The organism is Actinoplanes nipponensis (genome assembly GCF_016862275.1).
Classification (GTDB): Bacteria; Actinomycetota; Actinomycetes; order Mycobacteriales; family Micromonosporaceae; genus Actinoplanes; species Actinoplanes nipponensis.
Genome location: NZ_BOMQ01000051.1, coordinates 92,616 through 116,709 on the forward strand (window position 1 = coordinate 92,616; position 24,094 = coordinate 116,709).

Annotated in this window: 26 protein-coding genes; 17 read left to right on the forward strand and 9 right to left on the reverse strand. The window is 75.6% G+C overall.

All coding sequences use genetic code 11. The features are described from left to right. Positions 1-8: 8 nt before the first annotated feature. Positions 9-869, forward strand: a complete 861-nt coding sequence (locus Ani05nite_RS20615) for a PfkB family carbohydrate kinase (RefSeq protein WP_203770474.1) — start codon at positions 9-11, stop codon at positions 867-869. Positions 870-897: 28 nt separating this feature from the next. On the opposite strand, the gene Ani05nite_RS20620 is transcribed toward Ani05nite_RS20615, so the two are convergent. Beyond that, complete coding sequence (locus Ani05nite_RS20620) at positions 898-2,334, reverse strand: serine/threonine-protein kinase (RefSeq protein ID WP_203770476.1); 1,437 nt, start codon at positions 2,332-2,334, stop codon at positions 898-900. 336 nt (positions 2,335-2,670) lie between these two features. Here Ani05nite_RS20620 and Ani05nite_RS20625 point away from each other — a divergent pair, with 336 nt between their 5' ends. The 7 genes from Ani05nite_RS20625 (at position 2,671) to Ani05nite_RS20655 (ending at position 9,191) form a co-directional block, all read left to right on the forward strand. Continuing rightward, the gene (locus tag Ani05nite_RS20625) at positions 2,671-3,945 is read left to right on the forward strand and encodes a hypothetical protein (RefSeq protein ID WP_203770478.1); all 1,275 of its coding nucleotides are present in this window, start codon (positions 2,671-2,673) and stop codon (positions 3,943-3,945) included. A gap of 1 nt (position 3,946) precedes the next feature. Next, complete coding sequence (locus Ani05nite_RS20630) at positions 3,947-4,582, forward strand: class F sortase (protein WP_203770479.1); 636 nt, start codon at positions 3,947-3,949, stop codon at positions 4,580-4,582. Continuing rightward, positions 4,554-6,176 (forward strand): VWA domain-containing protein, encoded by a 1,623-nt coding sequence (locus Ani05nite_RS20635; protein ID WP_203770480.1) that lies wholly within the window; start codon positions 4,554-4,556, stop codon positions 6,174-6,176. Before Ani05nite_RS20630 ends, Ani05nite_RS20635 begins: the two co-directional genes overlap by 29 nt. Before the next feature lie 34 nt (positions 6,177-6,210). Then, positions 6,211-6,957 (forward strand): HEAT repeat domain-containing protein, encoded by a 747-nt coding sequence (locus Ani05nite_RS20640; protein WP_203770481.1) that lies wholly within the window; start codon positions 6,211-6,213, stop codon positions 6,955-6,957. Between the two features lie 328 nt (positions 6,958-7,285). Continuing rightward, positions 7,286-7,513 carry a hypothetical protein gene (locus Ani05nite_RS20645; protein WP_203770620.1) on the forward strand — a complete coding sequence of 76 codons (228 nt, stop codon included), beginning with the start codon at positions 7,286-7,288 and terminating at the stop codon, positions 7,511-7,513. 248 nt (positions 7,514-7,761) lie between these two features. After that, complete coding sequence (locus Ani05nite_RS20650; protein WP_203770482.1) at positions 7,762-9,012, forward strand: glycosyltransferase family 2 protein; 1,251 nt, start codon at positions 7,762-7,764, stop codon at positions 9,010-9,012. A 17-nt stretch (positions 9,013-9,029) separates the two neighbouring features. Then, positions 9,030-9,191 carry a hypothetical protein gene (locus Ani05nite_RS20655; RefSeq protein ID WP_203770483.1) on the forward strand — a complete coding sequence of 54 codons (162 nt, stop codon included), beginning with the start codon at positions 9,030-9,032 and terminating at the stop codon, positions 9,189-9,191. 93 nt (positions 9,192-9,284) lie between these two features. Here Ani05nite_RS20655 and Ani05nite_RS20660 read toward each other — a convergent pair whose 3' ends face one another. Beyond that, the gene (locus tag Ani05nite_RS20660; RefSeq protein WP_203770484.1) at positions 9,285-9,740 is read right to left on the reverse strand and encodes a MarR family winged helix-turn-helix transcriptional regulator; all 456 of its coding nucleotides are present in this window, start codon (positions 9,738-9,740) and stop codon (positions 9,285-9,287) included. A 100-nt stretch (positions 9,741-9,840) separates the two neighbouring features. Between Ani05nite_RS20660 and Ani05nite_RS20665 the strand changes: the two genes are divergently transcribed. Together Ani05nite_RS20665 and Ani05nite_RS20670 are read left to right on the forward strand one after the other, a co-directional pair. Next, positions 9,841-10,074 carry a hypothetical protein gene (locus Ani05nite_RS20665; RefSeq protein ID WP_203770486.1) on the forward strand — a complete coding sequence of 78 codons (234 nt, stop codon included), beginning with the start codon at positions 9,841-9,843 and terminating at the stop codon, positions 10,072-10,074. A gap of 204 nt (positions 10,075-10,278) precedes the next feature. Then, positions 10,279-11,142, forward strand: a complete 864-nt coding sequence (locus Ani05nite_RS20670; protein ID WP_203770488.1) for a poly(ethylene terephthalate) hydrolase family protein — start codon at positions 10,279-10,281, stop codon at positions 11,140-11,142. 51 nt (positions 11,143-11,193) lie between these two features. Here Ani05nite_RS20670 and Ani05nite_RS20675 read toward each other — a convergent pair whose 3' ends face one another. Then, on the reverse strand, positions 11,194-12,201 hold the full coding sequence (locus tag Ani05nite_RS20675; protein WP_203770490.1) for an NADP-dependent oxidoreductase: 1,008 nt from the start codon (positions 12,199-12,201) through the stop codon (positions 11,194-11,196). A gap of 60 nt (positions 12,202-12,261) precedes the next feature. Between Ani05nite_RS20675 and Ani05nite_RS20680 the strand changes: the two genes are divergently transcribed. Further along, positions 12,262-12,768: a TetR/AcrR family transcriptional regulator gene (locus Ani05nite_RS20680; protein ID WP_203770491.1), complete on the forward strand. Its 507-nt coding sequence runs from the start codon at positions 12,262-12,264 to the stop codon at positions 12,766-12,768. Then, the gene (locus Ani05nite_RS20685; protein ID WP_275410588.1) at positions 12,765-13,559 is read left to right on the forward strand and encodes an aminoglycoside phosphotransferase family protein; all 795 of its coding nucleotides are present in this window, start codon (positions 12,765-12,767) and stop codon (positions 13,557-13,559) included. Before Ani05nite_RS20680 ends, Ani05nite_RS20685 begins: the two co-directional genes overlap by 4 nt. On the opposite strand, the gene Ani05nite_RS20690 is transcribed toward Ani05nite_RS20685, so the two are convergent. After that, a complete protein-coding gene (locus Ani05nite_RS20690) occupies positions 13,556-14,368 on the reverse strand; it encodes an SAM-dependent methyltransferase (protein ID WP_203770492.1) in 813 nt (270 codons plus the stop codon). The two genes, Ani05nite_RS20685 and Ani05nite_RS20690, sit on opposite strands and share 4 nt — an antisense overlap. A 114-nt stretch (positions 14,369-14,482) precedes the next feature. On the opposite strand from Ani05nite_RS20690, the gene Ani05nite_RS20695 reads away from it, so the two are divergent. Beyond that, a complete protein-coding gene (locus tag Ani05nite_RS20695) occupies positions 14,483-15,379 on the forward strand; it encodes an aminoglycoside phosphotransferase family protein (protein ID WP_203770606.1) in 897 nt (298 codons plus the stop codon). Positions 15,380-15,406: 27 nt separating this feature from the next. Here Ani05nite_RS20695 and htpG read toward each other — a convergent pair whose 3' ends face one another. Next, positions 15,407-17,239, reverse strand: a complete 1,833-nt coding sequence (gene htpG / locus Ani05nite_RS20700) for a molecular chaperone HtpG (RefSeq protein ID WP_203770493.1) — start codon at positions 17,237-17,239, stop codon at positions 15,407-15,409. A gap of 215 nt (positions 17,240-17,454) precedes the next feature. On the opposite strand from htpG, the gene Ani05nite_RS20705 reads away from it, so the two are divergent. Next, complete coding sequence (locus tag Ani05nite_RS20705) at positions 17,455-18,813, forward strand: ferredoxin reductase family protein (RefSeq protein ID WP_203770494.1); 1,359 nt, start codon at positions 17,455-17,457, stop codon at positions 18,811-18,813. 49 nt (positions 18,814-18,862) lie between these two features. Here the strand turns inward: Ani05nite_RS20705 and Ani05nite_RS20710 are convergent, their stop codons facing one another. Together Ani05nite_RS20710 and Ani05nite_RS20715 are read right to left on the reverse strand one after the other, a co-directional pair. Then, positions 18,863-19,063: a hypothetical protein gene (locus Ani05nite_RS20710; RefSeq protein WP_239130445.1), complete on the reverse strand. Its 201-nt coding sequence runs from the start codon at positions 19,061-19,063 to the stop codon at positions 18,863-18,865. Positions 19,064-19,253: 190 nt separating this feature from the next. Then, positions 19,254-19,862 (reverse strand): TetR/AcrR family transcriptional regulator, encoded by a 609-nt coding sequence (locus Ani05nite_RS20715; protein ID WP_239130446.1) that lies wholly within the window; start codon positions 19,860-19,862, stop codon positions 19,254-19,256. Positions 19,863-19,907: 45 nt separating this feature from the next. Between Ani05nite_RS20715 and Ani05nite_RS20720 the strand changes: the two genes are divergently transcribed. Beyond that, positions 19,908-21,026: an FAD-dependent oxidoreductase gene (locus tag Ani05nite_RS20720; RefSeq protein ID WP_203770495.1), complete on the forward strand. Its 1,119-nt coding sequence runs from the start codon at positions 19,908-19,910 to the stop codon at positions 21,024-21,026. A 54-nt stretch (positions 21,027-21,080) separates the two neighbouring features. After that, the gene (locus Ani05nite_RS20725; RefSeq protein WP_203770496.1) at positions 21,081-21,854 is read left to right on the forward strand and encodes an alpha/beta hydrolase; all 774 of its coding nucleotides are present in this window, start codon (positions 21,081-21,083) and stop codon (positions 21,852-21,854) included. 7 nt (positions 21,855-21,861) lie between these two features. Here the strand turns inward: Ani05nite_RS20725 and Ani05nite_RS20730 are convergent, their stop codons facing one another. After that, the gene (locus tag Ani05nite_RS20730) at positions 21,862-22,236 is read right to left on the reverse strand and encodes a hypothetical protein (RefSeq protein ID WP_203770498.1); all 375 of its coding nucleotides are present in this window, start codon (positions 22,234-22,236) and stop codon (positions 21,862-21,864) included. 94 nt (positions 22,237-22,330) lie between these two features. On the opposite strand from Ani05nite_RS20730, the gene Ani05nite_RS20735 reads away from it, so the two are divergent. Next, positions 22,331-23,215: an ABC transporter substrate-binding protein gene (locus tag Ani05nite_RS20735; RefSeq protein WP_203770500.1), complete on the forward strand. Its 885-nt coding sequence runs from the start codon at positions 22,331-22,333 to the stop codon at positions 23,213-23,215. Between the two features lie 39 nt (positions 23,216-23,254). Here Ani05nite_RS20735 and Ani05nite_RS20740 read toward each other — a convergent pair whose 3' ends face one another. Further along, the gene (locus Ani05nite_RS20740) at positions 23,255-24,067 is read right to left on the reverse strand and encodes a CDP-alcohol phosphatidyltransferase family protein (protein WP_239130447.1); all 813 of its coding nucleotides are present in this window, start codon (positions 24,065-24,067) and stop codon (positions 23,255-23,257) included. Positions 24,068-24,094 lie beyond the last annotated feature (27 nt).

Consider the following 24,094-nt stretch of genomic DNA (forward strand, 5'->3'; position numbering starts at 1 on the left):
CGGCCGGCGTGCACGTCGTCTGCGTGGGGCTGGCCACCGTGGACCTGGTGCAGCGCGTCGAGCGGCTGCCCGGCGTGGACGCCAAGGCCGAGGCGCTCGCCGCGGACGTGGCCGCGGGCGGCCCGGCCACCAACGCGGCGATCACGGCGGCCGCCCTGGGCGCCACGGTCACCCTGGTCACCGCGGTCGGCGCGCACCCGCTGGCCGGCCTGATCCACGCCGACGCCGCGGCGTACGGGGTGACGGTGCTCGACGCGACGCCGCTGGCGCGTACCCCGCCGCCGGTCTCGGCCGTCACCGTGCTGGACGCCACCGGCGAGCGCACCATCGTCAGCCGCAATGCCGCCGGGGCCGAGGTGCCCGTGCCGCCCGGCCTGGCCGGGGTGCTGGCCGGCGCGGACGTGGTGCTGGCGGACGGCCACCACCCGCGGCTCGCCCGCGCCGCCGCCGCGTGCGGGCGGCCGCTGCTGCTGGACGCGGGCAGCTGGCGACCGGTCTTCGCCGACCTGCTGCCGGCCGCCGACGTGGTGGTCTGCTCGGCGGCGTTCCGCCCACCCGGCCCGGCCCCGGTCCGCGAGGCGCTGCGGGCCGCCGGGGTGCGGCGCGGGGCCGTCACCCACGGGCCGGCGCCGGTCCGCTGGTGGTCCGGCGACGAGAGCGGCGAGCTGACCGTGCCGCCGGTCGCGGCGGTGGACACGGCCGGGGCCGGCGACGTCTTCCACGGCGCGCTCGCGGTGGCCCTGGGCCGCGGCGACGAGCTGGTGCCGGCGCTGCGCTACGCGGTGGGCGTCGCCGGCGTCCGGGTCCGGCACGCCGGGCCGCGCGCGTGGCTGCGGGCCCTGCCGGGGGCTCCCCCGGCCGTGGCCTGACCGCCCGGCCGAGCGCCGGCCGCGGGCCTCACCGGGGGCGTCGCTGCGGGCCCGCCTGCGCGGCCGGCGGCGGGCCGAAGCTGTCCAGCACCACGGCCAGTCGCGGCAGCTCGCCCGCCCACGCCGCGGCCGGCGCCTGCCATTCGACCAGGTAGATGCGGTCCCCCACACTCAGCACCCGGCGCAGCCCGTGCATCGCGGCGCCCCCGGGGTCGCGGAACGTGTACTCCCACACCGCCCCGGCCGGCGCGCCCAGCGCCTCGATCCGCAGCCGCCGGTACGACGCCAGGGACACGGCGTTCTCCTCGGCGACCAGCGCCGCGACCACGTCGCGCGGCGCCGGGTCCCACCGGCCGACGCGCAGCACCGGCGCGCCGGCCGCGGCCCGGAACACCAGCGCCCCGGCGTCCCGGCCGCGGCGCCAGCCCACCGGCACCGCGACCCGGAACTGCCCGGTCTCGGTCCACCAGCGGAAGTCCCGGGGCAGCACGAAGGGGGCCCGGGCGGGCGGGAAGGCCGCCACCGCGGGCGCGTTGCCGGGCCGGTCGTCGTAGCGCACCGCCGCCGCCGTCCCGCCGAGGGCCGCCAGCAGGACGAAGACCGCGGCGGCGGCCATCCGGCGGTCCGCGCGGCCCGGCCCGGCGTCCGGCGCGGCCACCCGGCGCAACTGCGCCTCCACCTCGGACGCGCTGAGCCGCTGCACCGGATCGCGCCGCAGCAGACCCTCCAGCACGCCGGTGAGCGGGCCCGCGCGCGCCAGCGGGTCGGGCGGGCTGCCGGCCAGGGCGCGCAGGGTGTCGTCGACGGTCGCCCGCACGTACGGCGGCCGGCCCTCGACGGCGTGGTAGAGCGTCGCGCCCAGCGACCAGAGATCGGCCTGCGGGGTCGAAACGCCGCGGACCAGCCGTTCCGGCGCGATGTACTTGGGCGACCCGAGCAGGATGCCGGCGCCGGTGAGCGCGCGGACGCCCGCGTCGGTGCCGGCCGGGCCGAAGTCGGCCAGCACGATGCGCCCGTCGTCGCCGATGAGCACGTTGGCCGGCTTGACGTCGAGGTGCAGCACCCCGGCGCGGCCGGCCGCGTTCAGCGCCTTCAGCACGGCCAGCCCGACGGCCGCCGCCCGCTCCGGCGGCAACGGCCCCGACTCCTGGATGACCTCCAGCAGCGTGCGGGACGCGACGTACTCCATCACGATCCACGGCTCCCGGTGCCCGGGCAGCACGTCGAGGATCCGGATCACGTTGCGGTGCCGGACCCGGGCCAGCGCCCGCGCCTCCCGCAGTGTCAGATCTCGGACCAGGTCCTGCTGGGCGGGGGTGAGGCCGGGCGGCAGCGCGCACTTCTTGACCGCCACCTGGCGGGAGGTCAGCTCGTCGGCGGCCAGCCACACCCGGCCCATGCCCCCGGCCGCCAGCGCCCGCAGGAGCCGGTAGCGACCGGCCACCAGGTGTCCTTCCGGCGCCATGCCGTCACCTCAGGCTTTGCGAAGGTCAGCAGCACTTCGACGATACTGGACCCGGCCCCGGATGTCGGCCCCGCGGACGCGGAGTTCGGACGACCCCGGGCTGTCCACACAGGCGTGCCGAGGGCACCGCTCGGAGGACTTGACCATCGTCGATGCGCGCGTATCGTGGCTGCGACATCACCATGGGCAACCGTTGGGGTCGTCCGTGGTCACCGGCCCGCCGGTACGCCCGGCCGCCGCCCGGTGCGGCGGCTCGCGCGCGGCCCGGCCGGGCGACGAGGACGCTGGGCGATGAGGCGAATGCAGAGACGCGGACCCGGTCATCGACTGTTGCCGATGCTGTGCGTGGGGCTGGCCGTACTGGTGGCGACCGGTCCGGCCGCGGTGGCGACGCGCCGTCCGGCGGCGCTGGACCGGGCCGGGCCGGCGCACGACCACCAGCACGCCGCCGACACCGCCGACACCGCAGCCGGCCGGTCCCGCGCCTCGGCCGCCGATCTGGCGGTCCGCCTGCAGGCGCTGCTCGGGCAGCACTCCATCCTGGCGGCCGACCTGATGCGCAGCCGGATCCGCGGCGACGACAGCTTCGTCCAGGCGGCCAACGCCGCGCTCGGTGAGAACACCGAAGCGATGACCGACCTGGTGGGGCAGCTCTTCGGCCCGGCCACCGGGCGGCGGTTCGGTCCGATGTGGTCCCAGCACGTCGTGTCGCTGGTGACGTACGCCGCCGCGGTGGCCGACCAGGACGCCGGCGCGCTGACCCGCGCCCGGCGGGAGCTGGTCGAGTACGAGGAACAGCTCGCCGACTTCTTCGCCGGGGGGTCCCACGGCCGGCTGAGCCGGCCGGCCGCCCGGGCGGCGATCCTCATGCACGTCGACCACCTGACCCGGCAGGCGGACGCGTACGCGGCGGGCGACCACGCCACCGCCGACCGGCTGTACCGGCAGAGCTACCAGCACACCTACGACCTGGGCCTGACCCTGGCCGAGGCGCTGCTGCCGGCGGCCGACCGGGCGACCCTGCGCCAGCCCATCTGGCGGCTGCGCTCCCAGCTCGGCAAGCTGCTGGCCGAGCACGCCGCGCTGGTGGAGGACGTGACCCGGGCGGCGGAGACCGGCGGACCCGACTTCGACGCCGCCGCGGAGATGATCAACGGCAACACCCGGGACGTGGCGGCCGCGGTGGACACGCTGTTCGGCGCGGCGGCCGCGCGGCGGTTCCAGGCGCTCTGGGCCTCGCACGTGGAGCAGATCGTGGCGTACGCCGGCGCGACCGCCGCCGGCCGCAACGACCGCAAGGAGCGCGCCCGCGCTTCGCTGCGGGACTTCGAGCGCGGCCTGGCGGCGGTGCTGGCCCCGGCCACCGGCGGCCGGATGACCCCGGCCGCCCTGTCCGCGGCGCTGACCGAACACGACCGGATGCTGCTGCGCCACGCCGACCTGTACGCCGCCAAGGACTACCAGGGCGCCCAGGAGGTCGCCGGGCGCACGTACCAGCACATGTTCGACCTGGCCCGCCGGCTCGCCGACGGCTTCGGCGCCGAGGTCGCGTCGCGCCTGCCCCGCGGCGGCCCGGAGACCGGCCAGGGCGGCCTCGCCGGGCCTCGCTGACATGCGCGCGTACGCCCGCACCGCGTCGCTGGCCGGCCTGGCGCTGGCCGCCATCGCGGCCCTGGCCGGCGCCCAGCCCCAAGCCGGCGCCCCGCCGCCGGCCGGCGCTCCGCCTCGGGCCGGCGAGCAGCCGCGGGTCGCCGGCAGCGCGGCGGCGCGGGCGGACAGCTTCCGCTCGGCCCGCACCTATCCGTCGGTGGCGGCGCCGGTGCGGCTGCGCATCCGGGCGCTGCACGTCGACAGCCGGGTGCAGCGGCTGGGCCTGCGCGACGACGGCACGGTCGCGGTGCCGGAGAAGACCGACGTCGCCGGCTGGTACGAGGGCGGCCCCCGCCCCGGCCAGCCCGGCCCGGCGGTGATCCTGGGCCACGTCGACTCGCGCACCGGGCCGGGCGTCTTCGTCAACCTGAGCACGGTACGGCGCGGCACGGAGATCCGCGTCGACCGCGCCGACGGCAGCACGGTGAGGTTCCGGGTGCGCAAGGTGTCGCAGGTGGCCAAGACCCGCTTCCCCACCGACCTGGTGTACGCCCCCAGCCTCGATCCCACCCTGCGGCTGGTCACCTGCGGCGGAAGCTTCGACCGCTCTCGAGGAAGCTACCGGGACAATGTCATCGTGTTCGCCGACCAGGCCTGAGCGCCGCCGGGCACGCGCCGCCGCGCTGCTGCTGGCGGCGCTGCTGCCGGTCGCGGCCCCGACCCTGGGCGCCGTCCCGGCCTCGGCGGCCGCGCCCGTCCCGCTGTCCGTGGCCGCCGTCCTGGTCGACCGGGCGCAGACCACGCTGGTCGTCGACCTGAGCGCCGGCGCCCCGGACGGCCGGCGCAGCGTGTCGGTGACCCGCGACGGCGAGCGGCAACCGGCGACGCTGGCGCCGGTGGTGGCGGACGGCCTGGCGGTCACCCTGGTCGTCGACACGTCGACGGCGGGCGCCGCGGAACTGCCGGCCTGGCTCAGCGCCGCCGCCCGGTTCGTCCTGGAGGCGCCGGCGACCACCCGGGCCGCCGTGATCGCCGACTCGGCGCCCGCCGCGGTGACGATCGGCGCCCAGCGCGGCCCGACCGGCGTGGTGCGGGCGCTGACGTCCGTACGCCCGCGCGGCGAACGCGACACCGCGGCGGCCCTCGGGCTGGCGGCCCGGCAGTTCCCGGACGCCGCGGCGGGCCGGCGGGTGGCCGTGCTCTACACGACCGCACCCGACGCGGGCGGCGAGACGGCGGCGGCGCTGGCGGCCCGGTTCCGGGCGAGCGGCACGATCCTCGTGGTGGTGGCCACGGCCGTGGGCGGCCCGTACTGGGCGGCCGCGGCGGCGGCCACCGGCGGGTTCTTCGCGCCCGCGGGCGATCCCGTCGTCATCCCGGCCCTGGACCAGGTGACGACCACGCTGCGGGGCCGCTACCTGGTGCGGTTCCCCACCCCGCGGGAGCTGCCGGCGCGGGTCAACGTCCGCGTCGACGTCGGGCAGCTCAGCCTGGCGGGCGAGGCCGTGGTGGCCGCGCCCGCCGGCGCGCGGCCCGCACCGGGTCGCTCGTGGACCACGACGGCGGCGGTGGTGCTCGCCCTCGTGGTCGCCGGCCTCGCGCTTGCGGCGCTGGTGGTGGCCGTTCGATGGCGGCGGCTCCGGGATCGGCGGCGGCTGCCCCGGTATCCGGGCGACGGGCCCCCGGGGTGGAATGTTGCCGGTCCCCGGCCGGACGGCGGTCAGCTCGCGGCGGCGGGACATGCGGGCACCGGCTCGTCCGGCGGGCCACCGCCGGGGATGGCGGGCCGCTCGCTCACCGGGCTGTCCGGCGCTCGCCCGCCGGGGGCCGGGCTCTTCGGCGCTCGCTTGCCGGCAGCCGGCCTCCCCGGCGCTCACCCACCGGCAGCCGGCCTCCCCGGCGCTCACCCGCCGACAGACGGCCTCCCCGGCGCTCACCCGCCGACAGACGGCCTCCCCGGCGCTCACCCACCGGCAGCCGGCCTCCCCGGCGCTCACCCGCCGGTAGACGGGCTTCCCGGCACTCACCCGCCGGTAGACGGGCTTCCCGGCACTCACCCGCCGACAGACGGCCTCCCCGGCGCGCGTCCGCCGGCCGCATCCGGCCGGTCGCGGGCCGGTCCCGCCGCCGGGCGCCCTGCCGATCCCCCGCCGGGGGTCGCGCGCGGACGGGCGACGGTGCCCGGAACGGTGGCCCGGGGACGCGCCAAGGTGCCGGAGAGTTCCCGCGCCGACCGGCCGCCCGGGCGGTGACACCCCGCCGGCGTCATCTCTATCGTTGACCGCCGTGACCGATCTTGTGCACCTGACCCCGCAGCACAGCGCCCGGCGCGTCGCCCGGACGGGCATCGCCGCACGCAGCCGGGGCTGGTTCGGCGACCGGGGCGTCTTCTGCATGCCGGTGCTGCCGTCGTTCACGCTGACCCATCAATGGGTGCGCGAGCTGCGCCGGTGGCACCCGGGCGTGCTGGCCGCGGTGCAGCTCCGCCTGCCCGGCGACGAGCCGGTGACCGTCGGCCGGTACGGCGTCCCACCGCAGCGCCTCACCGCCGCCCGGGCCGCCGCCCTGGTCCGCGAGCTGGCCGATCCGCGAGGCTACGAGGTGTTCGTGCCCCGGGCCGTCACCGCGGCCGAGATCCGCCACGTGCGCAGCATCCCGCAGGGTGTCGGCTGGCGCTACCTGCCCGGCGCCCACGGCACCCGGCCGTGCGCCTGCCCCCGCTGCCTGGCCGCCGGCACGCCGGGCGCGGCGAAGATCCGGCGCCGGTTCTCCCCCGACGGGCCGGCGCCCACCAAGCCCGAACTCATGGCGGCGCTGCGGGCGGCGACCACGTCCGAGGAGATCATCGAGGCGCTGTGGATGCTCGGCGGCCGCCGTCGCGGCGGCGCCGAGGAGCTGGCCTACCTCGCCGTCCACCCCGACCCGGAGGTCCGGGAGGCGCTGGCCGAACTCCTGGGGAACTATCGCGGGCGCGCGGCGCGCGAGCTCCGGAGGACGCTCGACCCCCAGAGCGACGAAACGCCCGGCCGGTAGGGGCCCGACCAGCGCTACGCCCGGCCCGACCGACGCGGCGCCCGCCCGGCCGATGCAGCCAGCCGACTAACGCAACGCCCACCCACCCGACCGACACCACGCCCGACCGACCGACCAGCGCCACGCCAAGCCCACCGACACGGCGCGCGCCCGGCCGATGCAGCCAGCCAACCAGCGCGACGCCAACCCCTCAGCACGCCCGGCCCACCAATGCCGGGCCAGTCCACCCACGCGCCAGCCCGCCAACCAATGCGCCACCCCAATTGGCGCGCGCGGTGTCGGCCGTAATGCGCTGCGCCGGCCGCCGCGAGCGGGCAAGATCTCGGTGGTGGAGCTGTTCGCGGAGCCCGGCCGTCCGGCGCGCAAGCCGTGCGCCCGGTGCGGGCATCCCACGCGCGTCGACCGGATGGTGCACGGCTTCGGCGAGGACTGCGCCCTCAAGCTGGGCCTGATCGTGGCCGTGCCGCGGCTGCACGCGGGCGAGCAGACCGGCACGGACCTCCTGGACCTGCTGGCCGCGGAGCCGGACGACTGCTGCGACGGCTGGGACCGCTGACCGACCCGTCCGGCTGGCCGGAGTTTGTGCTCATACGGGCGGGATCCGCCCGGCGCCGAAGTGGACCCCTCAGCGGACGGCGGTCCGGCCAGTCCTCACCCCGTCCCGTCCGGTCAATTCGGACCGTACCGGCGCATGTCGATCGCTCCCGTCATCACTGCGGCCCCCGGGGGATCGGCCGACCCGGTGGTCCGGGACCCCCAACATCCGATGCGTGACAGAGCCCATTCCGCGTACGTTCTTTCATAATGATCATCAACAAGCCCCGGACCAGCGACGGAATGCGTCACGGCCGGGAACCGGGCACCGTACGGGCGCGCGTCCGGGCCCGCGGCCCGGTGCCGCGGCAGGCGTCGCCCGGCGAGCAGACCCGGCGGGTGCCGCTTCCGGTACGGACCCCGCGCGTCGTGGCGATCGTGCCCGCCTACAACGAGGCCGCCTCCATCGCGGCGACCGTGCGCGCCCTGCGCGGGCAGTGGGCGCCGCGCCTGGACGAGATCATCGTGGTGCCGAACAACTGCACCGACGACACCGCGCGGCTGGCCCGGGCGGCCGGCGCGACGGTGCTGGAGTTCCCCGGCGTCAACGTCCACAAGAAGGCCGGCGCCCTGAACTGGGCGATCACCCGGCTGCTGCCGCGGCTGCGGGACGAGGACCAGATCCTGGTCACCGACGCCGACAGCGTGCTGGACCCGGACTTCACCCAGCACGCCCGCCGGGCCCTGCTGCGCCCGCAGCTCAACGGCCACCGCCGCTCCCGGCGCCGCCGGCCGCCGGTCGGGGCGGTGTGCGCGTGCTTCCGCACCGACCTGGGCCCGACCGGCCTGCTGGCCCGGTTGCAGCGCAACGAGTACGAGCGCTTCGCCCGCCAGATCGGCCGGGGCGGCGACAACGCCCTCGTGCTGTCCGGCGTGGCCACCCTGTTCGACGTGGCGGCGGTCCGGGCCGTCATCGCCGCCCGCGGCCACTCCCTGCCCGGCTATCCCGGGGAGTTCTACCACCGTGACACCGCCACCGAGGACATCGAGCTGACGTTCGCGTTCCGCGCGCTCGGCTACCGGCCGATGGCGCCGGCGTCGGCCCGGGCGGTGACCGACATCATGCCCACCTGGAGGGCGCTGAAGGATCAGCGCCTGCGCTGGCAGCGCGGCATGCTCGACAGCCTGCGGATCTACGGCCTGACCCGGGCCACGGCGGCGGACCTGGCCCGCCAGCTCGGCATCTACGCGGGCTCACTGCTGGCCCCGGCCTATCTCGCCTTCCTGCTGCTGGCGACGCTGGGTTACGGCTCGGTGCCGTTCTCATGGCGGTGGGCGCCGCTGAGCTTGCTGTTCGTCATCGAGCGGGTGTGGACAGTGCGCCGGAACCGCCCGTCGGACCTGCTGCTGGCGGCGGTCCTGGCGCCGGAGTGGGCCTACGAGCAATGGCGCTCGGGGGTGTACTGGCTGGCGGTGTGGAAGACCTTGCGCGGCTCCCGCCGCGAATGGATCAACGTCTGATTCCTGGGGAGGAACTCATGTACGGACAGGTTGCCGGGGGCAGCGCGGTCGCCGGGGGCGGCGCGCTCGCCCTGACCGGCTACAACACGGTGTGGACGGTGGTCGCGGGCCTCACGGTCGTGGTCGCCGGCCTGGCGGTCATGCGCCTGGTGCCGAAGCGGCGCCGGGTACGCGGCTGACCGCTCGCCCAGCCGGACGCGGCCCCTGCCCCGGTGGGGGCAGGGGCCGCGCCCCGCCCGAACCAGACCGCGCCGCCGGGAGAAGGCCGCCGTTCAGCCCGCGACCGGCCTGGCCGCGGCGATCACCTGGGTCAGCGACGCGTGCAGCCGCTGAAGCTCCTCGATCGGCAGCCCGAGGCGCTGCACCACCGCCGGCGGGATCAGCTCCGCGCGGCTGCGCAGCGCCTGTCCCGTCGCGGTGAGCGTCACGGCGAGACTGCGCTCGTCGGCCGGGTCGCGTTGCCGGCGCAGGTAGCCGCTCGCCTCCAGCCTTTTGAGCAGCGGTGACAGCGTGCCGGGGTCGAGCTGCAGCAGGCCGCTGAGCTCGCGCACGGACAGCGGCGCATGCTGCCACAGCGCCAGCATCACCAGGTACTGCGGGTGGGTCAGGCCCATCGGCTCCAGCAGCGGGCGGTAGACCGCCACGACGCTGCGGGCCGCGACGGACAGCGCGAAGCAGACCTGCTGCTCCAGCGCCAGCGGGCCCGCGATGTCGACCTGCTCACTCATCGGCGTTCTCCTCAGCTCCCTGGTTAGACTACCAATGATTGGCGTACAAACCATTGGTGTTAAAACTATTGGTGTGGCAACGATGCTGGGAGGCGCGGCGATGTCGGAGGCGAAGGACGAGAGCGGCAACCGGTTCGTGCGGTGGTACCGCACAACCGTTCACAATTGGTTCTTCCGGTCCATGATCGGCCCCGCGCAGACCTCGAACGCGGTGCACGGCGCCGAGGCGTACGCCCGCGAGCAGTGGAAGCTCGACCTCGAGGCCCGTAAGCGCCACACCCGGCTGGAACGCGAACGCAAGCGGGCCGCCCGGGAGGCCCGGGAGCGCCGCTGAGCGGGGTCACCGCCGGCCCGAGATCCATCTGTGCACGTGTACATATCAGCGCGACATGATGTCGATGGGATTACCGACGGGTAACGAATGTGACAGAGCATTGACCTGCCTCGATGGCGAGGCCGTCGGGACCTTCGCTTCCGCAGGCCATCGCCTGCCGGGACCGGAGGGCCGGCGCTCCTCCCCACCCTAGGGAGCCAGGACATGCGAAATCCCGTCAAGCACCTGCTCGGTGCCGTCACCCTCGCCGCCGCCCTGATCGCCGCACCGGCCGCCCCCGCGCTGGCCGCCAACCCGTACGAGCGGGGACCCGCGCCCACCGTGGCCAGCATCGAGGCCAGCCGCGGCCCGTTCGCCATCGCCCAGGTCACGGTCGCCCGCTCCAGCGTCTCCGGGTTCGGCGGCGGGACCGTCTACTACCCGACCAGCACCACCGCCGGCACCTTCGGCGCGGTGGCCGTCTCGCCCGGCTTCACCGCCTCGCAGTCCAGCGTCGCCTGGTACGGACCCCGGCTCGCCTCCCAGGGCTTCGTGGTGATGACCATCGACACGCTGAGCGTCTACGACCAGCCGGCCAGCCGGGGCACCCAGCTGCTGGCCGCGCTCGACTACCTGACCCGTAGCAGCTCGGTCCGCACCCGGATCGACGCGACCCGGCTCGGCGTCATGGGGCACTCGATGGGCGGCGGGGGCAGCCTGTCGGCCTCCCGGACCCGGCCGTCGCTGCAGGCGGCCATCCCGCTGACGCCGTACCACAGCACCAAGAACTGGTCCACGGACACCGTGCCGACGATGATCATCGGGGCCGAGAACGACACGGTGGCCCCGGTGGCGTCGCATGCCGAGCCGTTCTACACCAGCCTGCCGAGCAGCTCGGAGAAGGCGTACCTGGAGCTCAACAACGCCTCGCACTCCGCGCCGACCTCGGCCAACGTGACCATCGCGAAGTACAGCATCTCCTGGCTCAAGCGCTTCATCGACAACGACACCCGCTACGAGCAGTTCCTCTGCCCGGCGCCCAGCGGCTCGGCGATCCAGGAGTACCGCGACACCTGCCCGCACTCCTGACCGCGCGGCGGCCCGCCACCGGCGCTCCGGTGGCGGGCCGCACCGTGCGGATCAGGCGATCCGGACCAGGTTCTTGCCCAGGCCGCCGCCGCGCAGCATGGCCAGGAACGCCTCCGGCGCGTTCTCGAGGCCCTCGACCACCGTCTCGCGGTGCTTGATGCGGCCGTCGGCCACCAGCGGCGCGACCTCCGCGACGAACGTCTCGCGCAGGTCGCGGTGGTCGTCGACCAGCATGCCGCGCATGGTGATGCGCTTGCCGATCAGCATCGACAGGTTGCGCGGCGCCGGGTCCGGCTCGGTGGCGTTGTAGCTGCTGATCATGCCGCAGACCGTGATCCGGCCGTGCACGTTCATCCGCGAGATGGCGGCCTCCAGGTGGTCGCCGCCGACGTTGTCGAAGTACACGTCGATGCCCTCGGGCGCGGCCCGCTTGAGCTGCTCGCGCACCGTGCCGTCGTGGTAGTCGAACGCCTCGTCGAAGCCGAGCTCGTCCCGCAGGAAGGCGACCTTGGCCGCCGAGCCGGCGCTGCCGACGACCTTGGCCGCGCCGCGGTGCTTCGCGAGCTGGCCGACCACCTGGCCGACCGCGCCGGCGGCGCTGGAGACGAAGACGACGTCGCCGGGCCGGAACTCGGCGGTGCGCAGCAGGCCCGCGTACGCGGTCAGCCCGGTCATGCCGAGCACCCCGAGGTACGCGCCCAGCGGGGCCACGGCCGGGTCGACCTTGGCCGCGGCACGGGCGTTGACCAGGGCGTACTCCCGCCAGCCGAGGCCGTGCAGCACGATGTCGCCGGGCTTGATCCCCTCCGCCCCCGAGGCGACGACCTCGCCGACCGCCCCGCCCTGCAGGGCCTCGCCCACCTCGAACGGCGCGATGTACGACGGCCGGTCGTCCATCCGCCCCCGCATGTACGGGTCGACACTCATCAGCAGGTTGCGCACCAGCAGCTGACCGGGGCCCGGATCGGGCACCTCGGTGCGGGCGACGGCGAAGGTGTCGGCGGTGGGCCAGCCGTGCGGACGGGCCGCCAGGCGGATCTCGGTGGACTGGACGGACACGGGCCCTCCCGGAGTTTCGCGAATGTATACACTGCGCACATTAGGAAGGCGGTGTGTGCAGTGTCAACTTCCCGGCCGTACCACCACGGCGATCTGCCGGCGGCGCTGCTGCACGCGGCGCTGGGCCTGCTGGAGGACGGTGAACCGTTCTCGCTGCGCGCGGTGGCCCGGCGCGCCGGCGTCTCACCGAACGCGCCGTACCGACACTACGCCGACAAGGAGGCGCTGCTGGCCGCGCTGGCGACGTACGGTTTCGGCCGGCTCGCCGACCGCCTGGAAGCCGCCGCCGAGCTGACCGACATGGCCGAGGAGTACGTCTCCTTCGCGCTGGCCCACCCCGGCCTGTTCCGGCTGATGTACGGCCGCCCCACCGCCAACGCCGCCGCGGCGCGCACGGCCGAGATCCTGGCCGGCCGGGTCACCGCGCCCGCGCTGCAGATCGGCGCCTGGGCGATGGTCCACGGGCTCGCGGTGCTGCTGCTCGACGGCAAACTGACCTGCCCCGATCCCGCGCAGCTGGTCCGGGCGACGGTGGCCGCGGTGCTGACCCCGGCGGTGCGGGGCTGAAATCCGTTCGACGGCTCCACCCGGCGGGCTCCGACCACGCGATCTACCGGCTGGGCACCACGTTGTCCGTCCGGCTGCCGCGCCACGGCGGCGCCGTCGGGCAGGCCGAGAAGAACCTGTTCTGGCTCCCCCGGCTGGCCCCGCAGCTGCCGCCCGCGGTCCCGTCCCCGGTCGCGGTCGGCCGCCCCGCCCTCGGCTACCCGTGGTCGTGGGGCGTCGCCCGCTGGCTGGACGGCGAGGTGGCCACCGTCGCCGGCCTCGGCGACTCCCGGGAGACGGCCCGCACCCTGGCGGCCTTCCTCCGGGCGCTCCAGGCGATACCGACGGTCACCGGCGACCCCCGCCTGGCCGGCCGGCCGCTGGCCGGCCGCGACGCGGACACGCGGGCCGCCATCGCCGAGGTCGCCGGCGTGTTCGACGCCCGCGCGATGACCGCGCTGTGGGAGGCCGCACTGCACGCACCCGCCTGGGACCGTCCCCCGGTCTGGTTCCACGGCGACTTCCACACCGGCAACCTGCTGACCCGCGGCGGGCGGCTGAGCGCGGTGATCGACTTCGGCGGCCTGGGCGCCGGGGACCCGGCCGGCGACCTCACCGTCGCCTTCACGCTGCTGTCGGCGGGCGCGCGGGCCGTGTTCCGCGACGCGCTGGGGGTGGACGACGCCACGTGGCTCCGGGGCCGCGGCCGGGCCCTGGCGGGCGGCCTGAACGCCTACGCCTCGTACGGGGCCGTCGATGCGAGGGTGGCCGCCCAGACCACCCGGCAGATCACCGCGGCGCTCGCGGGTTAGGGCTTGCGGCCGACGCCGCCGTAGTGCGACACCGGGACGGACGTGTCGCCCGGGGCGGGACGCCACTGCGAGCACGACACGATGCCCGGCTCCACCACGTCGAGCCCCGTGAAGAAGCTCGCCACCCCGGACCGGTCGCGCAGCCGCATCTCGGCGCCGCCGGTCGAGTTCCACAGCCGTACCGCCTCGGTCATCTCCCGGCCCTGGACCTCCGTGGTCGGGTGCGAGATCACCAGGTAGCTGCCCGACGGCACCGCGTCGAGCAGCCGCCGCACGACGGCCCGGGCCTCGCCGTCGTCGATCACGAAGTTGAGGATGCCGAGCAGGATGATCGCGACCGGCCGGGTGAAGTCCAGGGTGCCGGCCGCGACCTCCAGGATCTTCTCCGGCTCGCGCAGGTCGGCGTCGAGGTAGTCGGTCGCCCCCTCCGGCGCGCTGGTCAGCAGGGCGCGCGCGTGCGCGAGGACGAGGGGGTCGTTGTCCACGTAGACCACCCGCGACTGCGGGGCGGTCCGCTGCGCGACCTCGTGGGTGTTGTCCGCGGTGGGCAGGCCGGTGCCGATGTCGAGGAACTGGCGCACGCCCGCCTCGCCGGCCAGGTGCTCGACCGCGCGGCGCAGGAACGCCCGGTCCGCGCGGGCCGAGGTGACCAGGTCGGGCACCAGCGCGACGATCTGCTCGCCGGCCTCGCGGTCGACCGCGAAGTTGTCCTTGCCGCCGAGCCAGTAGTTCCAGATGCGGGCGCTGTGCGGCACCCCCGTGTCGACGACGCGGCTCGGTTCCTCGGCGGCGGACGGTTGCTCGGTCACCGGCTTCACCTTTCACGGGGCTCCACGAACGGGCGGCACGCGCAGCCTAGTACGTCCACGATGGATATTGCAGTCGCCCCGGGCCCACGGGGATGCCAGCATGACCCGGTGAGAATGCACGCGGATCAGGTCGATGTCTCCGCCGCCGGGGTCGCGGCCCTGATCGCCGCGCAGTTCCCGCACTGGCGGGACCGGCCGGTGCGGCCGCTGGCCTCGGCCGGCACCGTCAACGCGCTGTTCCGCCTCGGCGACGACCTGGTCCTGCGGTTCCCGCTGCGCCCGAGCGCCGCGGCCGGCCGGCGGGACGAGCTGGCCGGCGTGCAGGAGCAGGCCCGCCGCCTCGCCGCGGAGCTGCCGTGCGCGATCCCGGAGCCGGTCGCGCTGGGCGCGCCGGGCCCGGACTACCCGGGCTGGTGGTCGGTGTACCGGTGGATCCCCGGCGAGACGGCGGGCGGGCCGGGCCTGGACGCCGTGCCGTTCGCCCGGGACCTGGCCGGTTTCGTCGCCGCGCTGCACGGCACGGACACCGGTGGCCGTCGCTGGGACGGCGTCTCGCGCGGGGGCCCGCTGGCCACCCGGGACGCCGACGTCCGCGGCGCCCTGGCCGCGAGCACGCACCTGATCGACACCGCCGGGCTGGCGCGGATCTGGGCGCGGTGCCGGGACGCGGCGCCCGCGACCGCCGAGGTGCGCATCCACGCCGACCTCATGCCCGGCAACCTGCTCGTGCGCGACGGCCGGCTGGCCGCGGTGATCGACCTGGAGGCGCTGGCCGTCGGCGATCCGGCCGTGGACCTCATGCCGGCGTGGAACCTGTTGGGCGCCGCGGCCCGGGCCGCGTACCGGGAGGCGCTGGGCGTCGACGACGCGACCTGGCGGCGTGGGCAGGGCTGGGCGATCGTGCAGGCGATCGTCGCCCTGCCCTACTACGCCGGCACCAACCCGGTGATGGCGGCGACCGCCCGGGGGACGCTCGCCGCCATCCTCGACAGTCGCCCGCCGCGCGGCTGAGCCGGCGCGGCGGGCGACCCGCGGGGCTCAGACGGTACGGGCCAGGCGGTCGGCCAGCAGCTTGGCGAAGCGCGCCGGGTCGGCCAGGTCGCCGCCCTCGGCCAGCAGCGCGGTGCCGTAGAGCAGCTCCGCGGTCTCCGGCAGGTTGGGGTCGTCGGCGCGCTGCTCGTGCGCCGCCCGCAGGCCGGTCACCAGCGGGTGGTCCGGGTTCAGCTCGAGGATCCGCTTGACCGGCGGCACCTGCTGGCCCATCGCCCGGTACATCTTCTCCAGCGTCGGGGTGATGTCGTCGGCGTCGCTGACCAGGCAGGCCGGCGAGGTGGTCAGCCGGGTGGACAGGCGCACCTCCTTGACCTCGTCGTTCAGCGTCTCGCCGAGCCAGGTGAGCAGCGGGGCGAACTCGCCCGACTTCTCCTCCGAGGCCGGCTCGGCGGCCAGGTCCACCGAGCCGCGGGCGATGGACTGCAGCTTCTTGCCGTCGTACTCGGGCACGGCGTCGACCCAGATCTCGTCCACCGGGTCGGTCAGCAGCAGGACCTCGTACCCCTTGGCCGTGAACGCCTCCATGTGCGGCGAGTTCTCCACCTGCGCGCGGGTTTCGCCGGTCATGTAGTAGATCTCGTCCTGGCCCTCCGGCATCCGCTCGACGTACGCGGCCAGCGTGGTGGGCTCGGGGCCGGCGGTGGAGGCGAACGACGCCACGTCGAGGATGGCCTTCTGGTCGTCGGCCTCGCCGAGCAGGCCCTCCTTGATCGCGCGGCCGAACTCGCGCCACAGCGTCGCGTACTTCTCCGGCTGCTGGGCCTGCAGGTCCTTGATCGTGCTGAGCACCTTCTTGGCCAGCCGGCGGCGGATCAGCTGGATGTGCCGGTCCTGCTGCAGGATCTCCCGGGAGATGTTCAGCGACAGGTCGGCCGCGTCCACCACGCCCTTGACGAAGCGCAGGTAGTCGGGCATCAGCTCGCGGCTGTCGTCCATGATGAACACGCGCTTGACGTAGAGCTGGATGCCGCGGCGCCCGTCGCGCTGGAACAGGTCGTGCGGGGCGCGCGACGGGATGAACAGCAGGGCCTCGTACTCGAAGGTGCCCTCGGCCCGCATCTGGATGGTCTCCAGCGGGTCGGTCCAGTCGTGGCTGATGTGCCGGTAGAACTCCGTGTACTCCTCGTCCTTGACCTCGGAGCGCGGCCGCGCCCACAGGGCCTTCATCGAGTTGAGGGTCTGCTCCCCCAGCCGGATCGGGAAGGCGATGAAGTCGGAGTACTTCTTGACGATCTCCTTGATCTTCCATTCGTCGGCGTAGTCGAAGAGCGCGTCCTCCTCGTCCTTGGGGCGCAGGTGCACGGTGACCGCGGTGCCCTGCGGCGCGTCGGCCACGGGCTCGATCGTGTACGTGCCCTCGCCGGCCGACTCCCAGCGCGTGCCCTCGCTCTCGCCCGCCCGGCGGGTCACCAGGGTGACCCGGTCGGCGACCATGAACGTCGAGTAGAAGCCGACGCCGAACTGGCCGATCAGCTCGGCCGACTCCTTGCTCTCCTTGAGCCGGCTGAGCAGCTCGGCCGTGCCGGACTTGGCGATGGTGCCGATCAGCGCGACCACCTCGTCGCGGGACATGCCGATGCCGTTGTCGCGCACGGTCAGCGTGCGGGCCTCGGCGTCCACCTCCAGCACGATGTGCAGGTCGGCGGTGTCGGCCTCGAGCTCGCCGGTCAGCACGGCGAGGCGCAGCTTGTCCAGGGCGTCGGAGGAGTTGGAGATCAGCTCCCGCAGGAAGATGTCCTTGTTCGAGTAGATCGAATGGACCATGAGCTGCAGCAGCTGCCGCGCCTCGGCCTGGAACTCCAGCGTCTCCGTGGTCATGACATCCCTCCGTGCTGTTTGCGGCGTTTCCGCAGCGATCGTATGACCTCACCGTGACCGGCCCGCCACCCGTCCCCCGCCCGCCGCGCGGCCGTGGTGGAGTCTGCGGTCCGGCTGTGCTGAACTGTCGTCGTCAGCAGGCGGTACACCCTCACAGTGAACCGGATCGCCGACCGGCACGTGTGGGACACAGGGTCTGCGGACAGGAGAGAACGATGACGGCTGCCAATGAACGGCTGCACCGGGCGCCCGCGCGCGTGAGCATCCCGCCGGCCCGGCTGGCCCGGCTCACGCTGGGGGCCGTCGTGGCGGTCAACGTGCTGATCGTCGAGGTGGTCTTCCTGACCGCCGAGCCGGCCAAGAACCCGATCCTGGGCTTCGGCAAGTGGCTGGGGCTGCACCTGGCCCTGGTGATGGTCCTCCAGCTCGTGCTGGTGGCCCGGCTGCCCTGGCTGGACCGGCGGATCGGGATGGACCGGCTCACCTCCTGGCACCGCTGGACCGGCTTCACCCTGTTCTGGCTGGTCCTGCTGCACCCGAGCTTCATCCTGCTCGGCTACGCCAGCGAGTACAGCAGCACCCCGCTGACCGAGTTCAACAACCTCCGGGGTCAGCTGCCGGTCCTGCTGGGCATGCTGGCCGCCGGCATCGTGCTGATCGCGGCGGGCCTGTCGGTCCGCGCGGCCCGGCGCCGCCTGTCGTACGAGGCCTGGCACGCGGTGCACCTGCTGCTGTACGTGGCCGTCGTCTTCGCCCTGGTCCACCAGCTGTTCGAGGTGTCGACGTTCACCTCCTCGCCGCTCGCCGCGGCGTACTGGTGGGCGCTGTGGGTGTTCGCGCTCGGCTCCCTGCTGGCCGGCCGCGTCGTGCTGCCGCTGGTGCGCAACGCCCGCCACCGGTTCCGGGTCGCGGCGGTGGTGCCCGAGTCCGACGACGTCGTGTCCGTCTACGTGACCGGCCGGCACCTGGAGAAGCTGCCGGCCCGCGCGGGCCAGTTCATGATCTGGCGGTTCCCGGGCCACGGCCGCTGGTGGGAGGCCAACCCGTTCTCCCTGTCGGCCGCCCCGGACGGCCGCAGCCTGCGCCTGACGGCCAAGGCGGTGGGCGCGACGAGCGCCCGGCTGCGCACGATCCCGGTCGGCGCCCGGGTCTTCGCCGAGGGCCCGTACGGCTCGTTCACCGCGCTGAGCCGCACCCGCGAGTCCACTCTGCTGATCGCCGGCGGCGTCGGCATCACCCCGATCCGCGCCCTGCTGGAGGAGGCCACCGGACCCACCACGGTGCTGTACCGGGCGCACACCCCGGCCGACGCCGTCCTGCTGGCCGAGCTGCAGGACCTGGCCCGCTCCCGGGGCGCGCAGCTGCACCTGCTGACCGGCCGCACCGGCGCGGGCGACCCGCCGAACACGCCGTTCGCCCCGGAGAGCCTGGCGGCGCTGGTGCCGGACATCCGCGAGCGCGACGTCTACGTGTGCGGGCCGGCGGCGATGACCGACGCGGTGCTGCGCAGCCTGCGCGCGCTGAAGGTGCCGGCCGTGCAGGTGCACTCGGAACGCTTCGCCCTGGCGAGCTGACCCGGACGGCCGGGCGGGCCGCTCAGCCCCCGGGCCGAGGGCCGCGTCCTCAGCAGCCCGGGCCCGCGGCCCGGCCGTCGACGATCCGGTACGCCGAGATGTCGCCCCGCACCCAGGGCCGCAGCTGGGTGACCGCCGTGGGCGCGGTGCCGTGCTGGGCCACGTAACCCACGATGGCCTGGTCGACCGTGCGGCACGACACCTGGCTAGCGACCGTCTCGGCGGAGCCCCGGGCGCCGTCCGTGTTCAACGTTGCGTAAGAAACGCCGGCAATACTCACTGTGACGGCCGCGGCCATGGCGACCTCGCTCAGATGCACGATCTTCTCCTGCTCAGTACGCCGACCGATGCCGACCGAGCCACTCTAGGCGAGATCACGCCAAGTAGCCACCGAGCCATCCGGACACGATCAACGCCCGGATGGACAGCGGAGCGTGATCTCAGCTCAGCGCGGCATGCAGCAGCGCGCGGACGGCCGCCGTCAGGTCCGCCCGGCTCTCCGGCGTGCCGGGCGGCGGCGCGGCCAGCGAACCGGCCCCGGCCAGGCGGTCGAAGAGCAGCCCGTCCACGGCGGCGACGAGGTGGCTGCCGCGCCGGTCCGGCTCGGACGCGCCGGCGGCGGCCAGCAGCGCGGCGGCCCGGCTGCGCATGGCCACCCCGTACGCCAGGATCGGCCGCAGCTCGCGGTGGTGGGTGGCCTCCAGCAGGCACGCGTACCGGGCCAGGGTGCGGGCGCGCCCGGTGGTCAGCCAGTCGTCCAGCAGCGCCGCCACCCGCGCGGCCAGGACGTCCGGGTCCGGCGCCGTGCCGGCCTCGCCGGCGGCCACGTCCCGGGCGGCCAGGTCGCGCGTGTCCAGGTCGGCGATCCGCTGGACCACGGCCTCGACCAGCGCCTTGCGGGTGCGCAGGTAGGCCGACGCCGTGCCGGCCGGCAGCCCGGCGCGGGCGTCGACGGCCCGGTGGGTGAGCCCGCGCATGCCCAGCTCGGCGATCAGCGCGATCGCCGCGTCGGTGAGAGCGGCGAAGCGCTCGGGTGAGGTGGTGGCCACGACTGCGTAGTATGGCTTTCTACAGATGTAGAAGGGTGGCGACACATGAGGGCTGTCATCGTCGGCGGCGGCATCGGCGGGCTGTGCGCGGCCCTGGCGCTGCGCCGGTCCGGCTGGGAGGTGACCGTGCTGGAACGCGCGCCGCGCCTGGAGCCGGCCGGCGCGGGGCTCACCCTGATGGCGAACGCGCTGGCCGGCCTCGACGCGCTCGGCGTCGGCGCCGAGGTGCGCGCGCAGGGCCGGATCGACGCGCCCGGCGGCACCCGGACGCCGGACGGCCGCTGGCTGTCCCGCATCGACGGCCCCGACCTGGAGGCCGTGCTCGGCACCGCCGCGGTCGGCATCCACCGCGCCACCCTGCACCGCGTCCTGGCCGCCGCCCTGCCCGCGTCGGTGCTGGTCACCGGGGCCACGGTCGACGCCGTCGAGCCGGGCGCGGTGCTGTCCACCGCCGGCCGCCTCCCGGCCGACCTCGTCGTCGGCGCGGACGGCATCGACAGCGTCGTCCGCCGGCGGCTCTGGCCCGAGGCCGCGCCGCCCCGGTACGTCGGGACGACGGCCTGGCGGGGAGTCACCGACGAGCCCTGGCGCGGCGAGCTGACGGTGGCGATCACGTGGGGCGACGGCACGGAGTTCGGGATCGTCCCGCTCGGCGACGGCCGGGTCTACTGGTTCGCCGCCGCCAACGCGCCGGAGGGCATCCGGGCCGACGACGAGCGGGCGGCGGTGCGGGCCGTGGTCGGCGACTGGCACGACCCCGTGCCGGCGCTGCTCGACGCCACCACCACCGTGCTGCACCACGACCTGCGCCACCTCCCCCGGCCGCTGCCGACGTACGTCCGCGGCGCCGTGGCCCTGCTCGGCGACGCCGCCCACGCCATGACGCCGAACCTGGGCCAGGGCGCCGCCCAGGCCATCGAGGACGCGGTCGTGCTCGGCGCCGCCTGCCCGCCCGGACGGCCGCTGGCCGAGGGGCTGGCCGACTACGACGCGCGGCGCCGGCCCCGGTCGCAGGCGGTCGCGCGGGCCTCGTACCGGATCGGCCGGTTCGGCCAGCAGCTCACCCAGCCGCTGCTGGTGGCGGCCCGCAACGCCGCCATCCGGCACACCCCGCCGCGGCTGGCGCTGCGCTCGATGGCCCGGTACGCCGACTGGCGCCCCTGACCACCACCGTCACGCGCGGGCTCCGACGCCGTTGAACCAGGCGATGGAGAGCGCATGAGAAGGCGAACGCTGCTGGCCGGCGCCGGGGCCACGGCGGCCGGCCTGGCGGGCCTGGGCGCCTGGCGCCGGCACGCCACCCCGGCCACGCCGGTCATCCCGGACGCCCCGGTCGGCGACGAGCGGCTGGAGCGGCGCGAGTCGGCCGCGCGGGGCCGTACCGTCGATTTCTACACCGCCGTCCCGGCCGGGCACGGCGACGGCCGCGGGCTGCCGGTGCTGCTGGTCCTGCACGGGGCGTCGAAGACCGCCGCGGACTTCCCGGCGCTCGGGCTGGCCCGCTTCGCCACCGACTCGGTGCGGCGCGGCAACGCCCCGTTCGTGCTGGCCGGCGCGACCGGCGGCCGGCTCTCCTGGCGCCCGTCCGGCCCCGACGACCCCCAGGCCATGGTGCACGAGGAGGTCCCGGCCTGGTGCGCCGCGCGCGGCTTCGACACCAGCCGGATCTCGGTCTGCGGCTGGTCCATGGGCGGGTACGGCGCCCTGCTGCTCGCCCAGACGTTCCCCGGCTTCGTCCGCTCGGTGGCCGCGTTCTCGCCGGCCGTGTCCCCCGGCGACGCCGTCTTCACCCGGACGGACGCGCTGCGCGGCGTGCCGGTCGGGCTCTGGTGCGGCACCGAGGACGGGCTGCTGGCCGACGTGCGGGCGCTGGAACGGGCGCTGCCGCAGCCCAAGGCGGCCGGGTCGTACGGCGCGGGCCGGCACAACTTCGGCTACTGGAGCACCTGCCTGCCGGCCGCCTGCGACCTGGTCGCCCGGCTGAACGGGTAGCCGCCGCTCACCGGGCGCGGGCCCGCGTCCGATCCGCGGTGACCCACTGACCGCCCGGCGTCCGCAGCGCCAGGCCGGTCACCGGCGCGTCCGGCGCCTCGCCGTCGCGCAGGATCTCCACCACCGGGCAGCCCTCGACCGCCGGGTACCAGAAGCCCTCGGGATCGCGGACCGCCGAGAAGCGGCACCGGGGCTCGTCGGTCCAGCCCCAGGCCAGCAGCAGCGGACGGCCGCCGAGCGAGTAGCGGCCGGCGGAGGCGAGCCGGTCGCCCTCGGCGCGGTGGAAGAACTCGGCCCGCAGCCCCGGCACGGCAACGCCGTCGAAGGCGGCGTCCGTGACCGTCCGGTGCGGGGTGTAGGTGGTGAGATCAGGCACAGGCACGGCCCGAGCCTGCCACGGTGATGATCATCGCGGGTCGCGCCCGGGCGGGGTTGCGCCTTTCGGGGGACGCGCGCCTGCGGCAGACTGCCTGACCATGCGCCTGGTCTCGCTGCTCCCGTCCGCCACCGAGATCGTGTACGCCCTCGGCCTGGGCGACGATCTCGTCGGGGTCACGTTCGAGTGCGACGAGCCGCCGCAGGCCCGGCGGGAGAAGACGGTGGTGGTCGGCGGGCGCGACACCCGCGGCCTGGCCCCCGGCGAGATCGACGCGTACGTCAAGGAGCAGCTGGCCGCGGGCGGCGACCTCTACACGCTGCACGCCGGCGCGCTGGCCGAGCTGGACCCGGAGCTCATCCTCACCCAGGACCTGTGCCGGGTGTGCGCGCTGCCCTCGGGCCACGTGTCGGACGCCCTGGACCACCTGGGCTGCCGGGCGGATGTGCTGTCGCTGGACCCGTACACGCTGGCCGAGGTGCTCGAGACGTTCCTCGCCGTCGGGGCGCGGGCCGGCGTGCTGCCTCGGGCGGAGGAACTGGTGGCCGGCCTGCGGCAGCGGCTCGCCACGGTCGCCGCGGCGGTGGCCGGGCGACCGCGGCCGCGGGTGGCTGTCGTGGAGTGGGTGGAGCCGCCGTTCACGGCCGGGCACTGGGTGCCGGATCTGGTCACGGCCGCGGGCGGCCGGCCGGTCGCGGCCCGGCCCGGGGCCCGGTCGGTGCAGACCACCTGGGCCGAGCTGGCCGCCGGCGAGCCGGAGATCGTGCTGGTCACGCCGTGCGGGTTCCGGCTGGACGGGGCCGCGGCGCAGGCCGCCGGGATCGCGGCGCACTTCCCCGGCGCCCAGGTGTGGGCGATCGACGGCGACGCGCTGGTGGTCCGGCCCGGGCCCCGGCTGATCGACGGCGTCGAGGCGATCGCGGCGATCCTGCACCCGGGGGCCGTGCCGGCTCCCCCACCGGGCGCGATCGCCCGCGTCGCCTGACCCGCGACCCTCGGGCCGGTCCGTCGAGCCGGGCGGGGATCAGGCGTTGACCGGGGCCGGCTGGGGGCGCAGGCGGGGCGCGGGCAGCACCACCACGCGGCGGGCGGCCACCCGGGCCCGCGCGTCGGCCAGCCGCTGCCGCCGTTCCGCGGCCCACAGCCACCGCACGTCGCGCCCGAAGGACCAGGTCAGCGCGGCGAGGGCGGCGGCCACGACGGCGAATGCGACGGCGTCCGGCAGCAGGCTCGCCGTGGCCACCACCAGCACCACGCCCTGGACCGCGGCGACGACCTTGCGGGAGAACTTCGGCGGCAGCGGCTGGTTCAGCCACGGCCACGCCCACGAGGCGGCCACGAAGACGTACCGGAACGCGCCCATCGCGATGGTCCACCAGCCGAAGGCGCCGGCCACGAAGACGCTCAGGACCAGGATCAGGAACGCGTCGACCTCCATGTCGAAGCGCGCGCCCAGCTTCGTGGTGGAGTGGGTCCGGCGCGCCACCTGGCCGTCCACGCCGTCCAGGGCCAGCGCCACTGCGACCAGGGTGACCAGCACGGGCAGCGGCACGGGCGCCGTGAAGGACGTCACCACCAGCGCGGTCACGCCCCCGACCAGCGTCGCGCGGCCCAGGGTCACGGCGTTCGCGGGCCCGAGGGCGCGCATCCCGCTGCGGCGCAGGCCCGCGCCGAGGACCACGGTCAGGACCACGGCGTACGCCGTGCCCGCCAGCCAGCCGGCCGCGCTGAGCCCCGTGGTGGCGGCCAGGGCCGTCATCAGGACCAGCTGGGCGGCCAGGCCGACGATCGGTCCCCGGCCCTCGCGAGCCGTCATCGTGGCGATACTGATAGTCACCGTGCCTCCGGGTGGGCAAGATCCGTT

Bases quoted from the DNA above. Each gene is read 5' to 3' on its own strand.
- htpG (WP_203770493.1), bottom strand. From the start codon at position 17,239: ATGACCACGGAGACGCTGGAGTTCCAGGCCGAGGCGCGGCAGCTGCTG.
- Ani05nite_RS20665 (WP_203770486.1), top strand. From the start codon at position 9,841: ATGTCGGAGGCGAAGGACGAGAGCGGCAACCGGTTCGTGCGGTGGTAC.
- Ani05nite_RS20655 (WP_203770483.1), top strand. From the start codon at position 9,030: ATGTACGGACAGGTTGCCGGGGGCAGCGCGGTCGCCGGGGGCGGCGCG.
- Ani05nite_RS20620 (WP_203770476.1), bottom strand. From the start codon at position 2,334: ATGGCGCCGGAAGGACACCTGGTGGCCGGTCGCTACCGGCTCCTGCGG.
- Ani05nite_RS20660 (WP_203770484.1), bottom strand. From the start codon at position 9,740: ATGAGTGAGCAGGTCGACATCGCGGGCCCGCTGGCGCTGGAGCAGCAG.
- Ani05nite_RS20670 (WP_203770488.1), top strand. From the start codon at position 10,279: ATGCGAAATCCCGTCAAGCACCTGCTCGGTGCCGTCACCCTCGCCGCC.
- Ani05nite_RS20650 (WP_203770482.1), top strand. From the start codon at position 7,762: ATGATCATCAACAAGCCCCGGACCAGCGACGGAATGCGTCACGGCCGG.
- Ani05nite_RS20725 (WP_203770496.1), top strand. From the start codon at position 21,081: ATGAGAAGGCGAACGCTGCTGGCCGGCGCCGGGGCCACGGCGGCCGGC.
- Ani05nite_RS20695 (WP_203770606.1), top strand. From the start codon at position 14,483: ATGCACGCGGATCAGGTCGATGTCTCCGCCGCCGGGGTCGCGGCCCTG.
- Ani05nite_RS20635 (WP_203770480.1), top strand. From the start codon at position 4,554: ATGTCATCGTGTTCGCCGACCAGGCCTGAGCGCCGCCGGGCACGCGCC.
- Ani05nite_RS20625 (WP_203770478.1), top strand. From the start codon at position 2,671: ATGCTGTGCGTGGGGCTGGCCGTACTGGTGGCGACCGGTCCGGCCGCG.
- Ani05nite_RS20705 (WP_203770494.1), top strand. From the start codon at position 17,455: ATGACGGCTGCCAATGAACGGCTGCACCGGGCGCCCGCGCGCGTGAGC.
- Ani05nite_RS20630 (WP_203770479.1), top strand. From the start codon at position 3,947: ATGCGCGCGTACGCCCGCACCGCGTCGCTGGCCGGCCTGGCGCTGGCC.
- Ani05nite_RS20720 (WP_203770495.1), top strand. From the start codon at position 19,908: ATGAGGGCTGTCATCGTCGGCGGCGGCATCGGCGGGCTGTGCGCGGCC.
- Ani05nite_RS20735 (WP_203770500.1), top strand. From the start codon at position 22,331: ATGCGCCTGGTCTCGCTGCTCCCGTCCGCCACCGAGATCGTGTACGCC.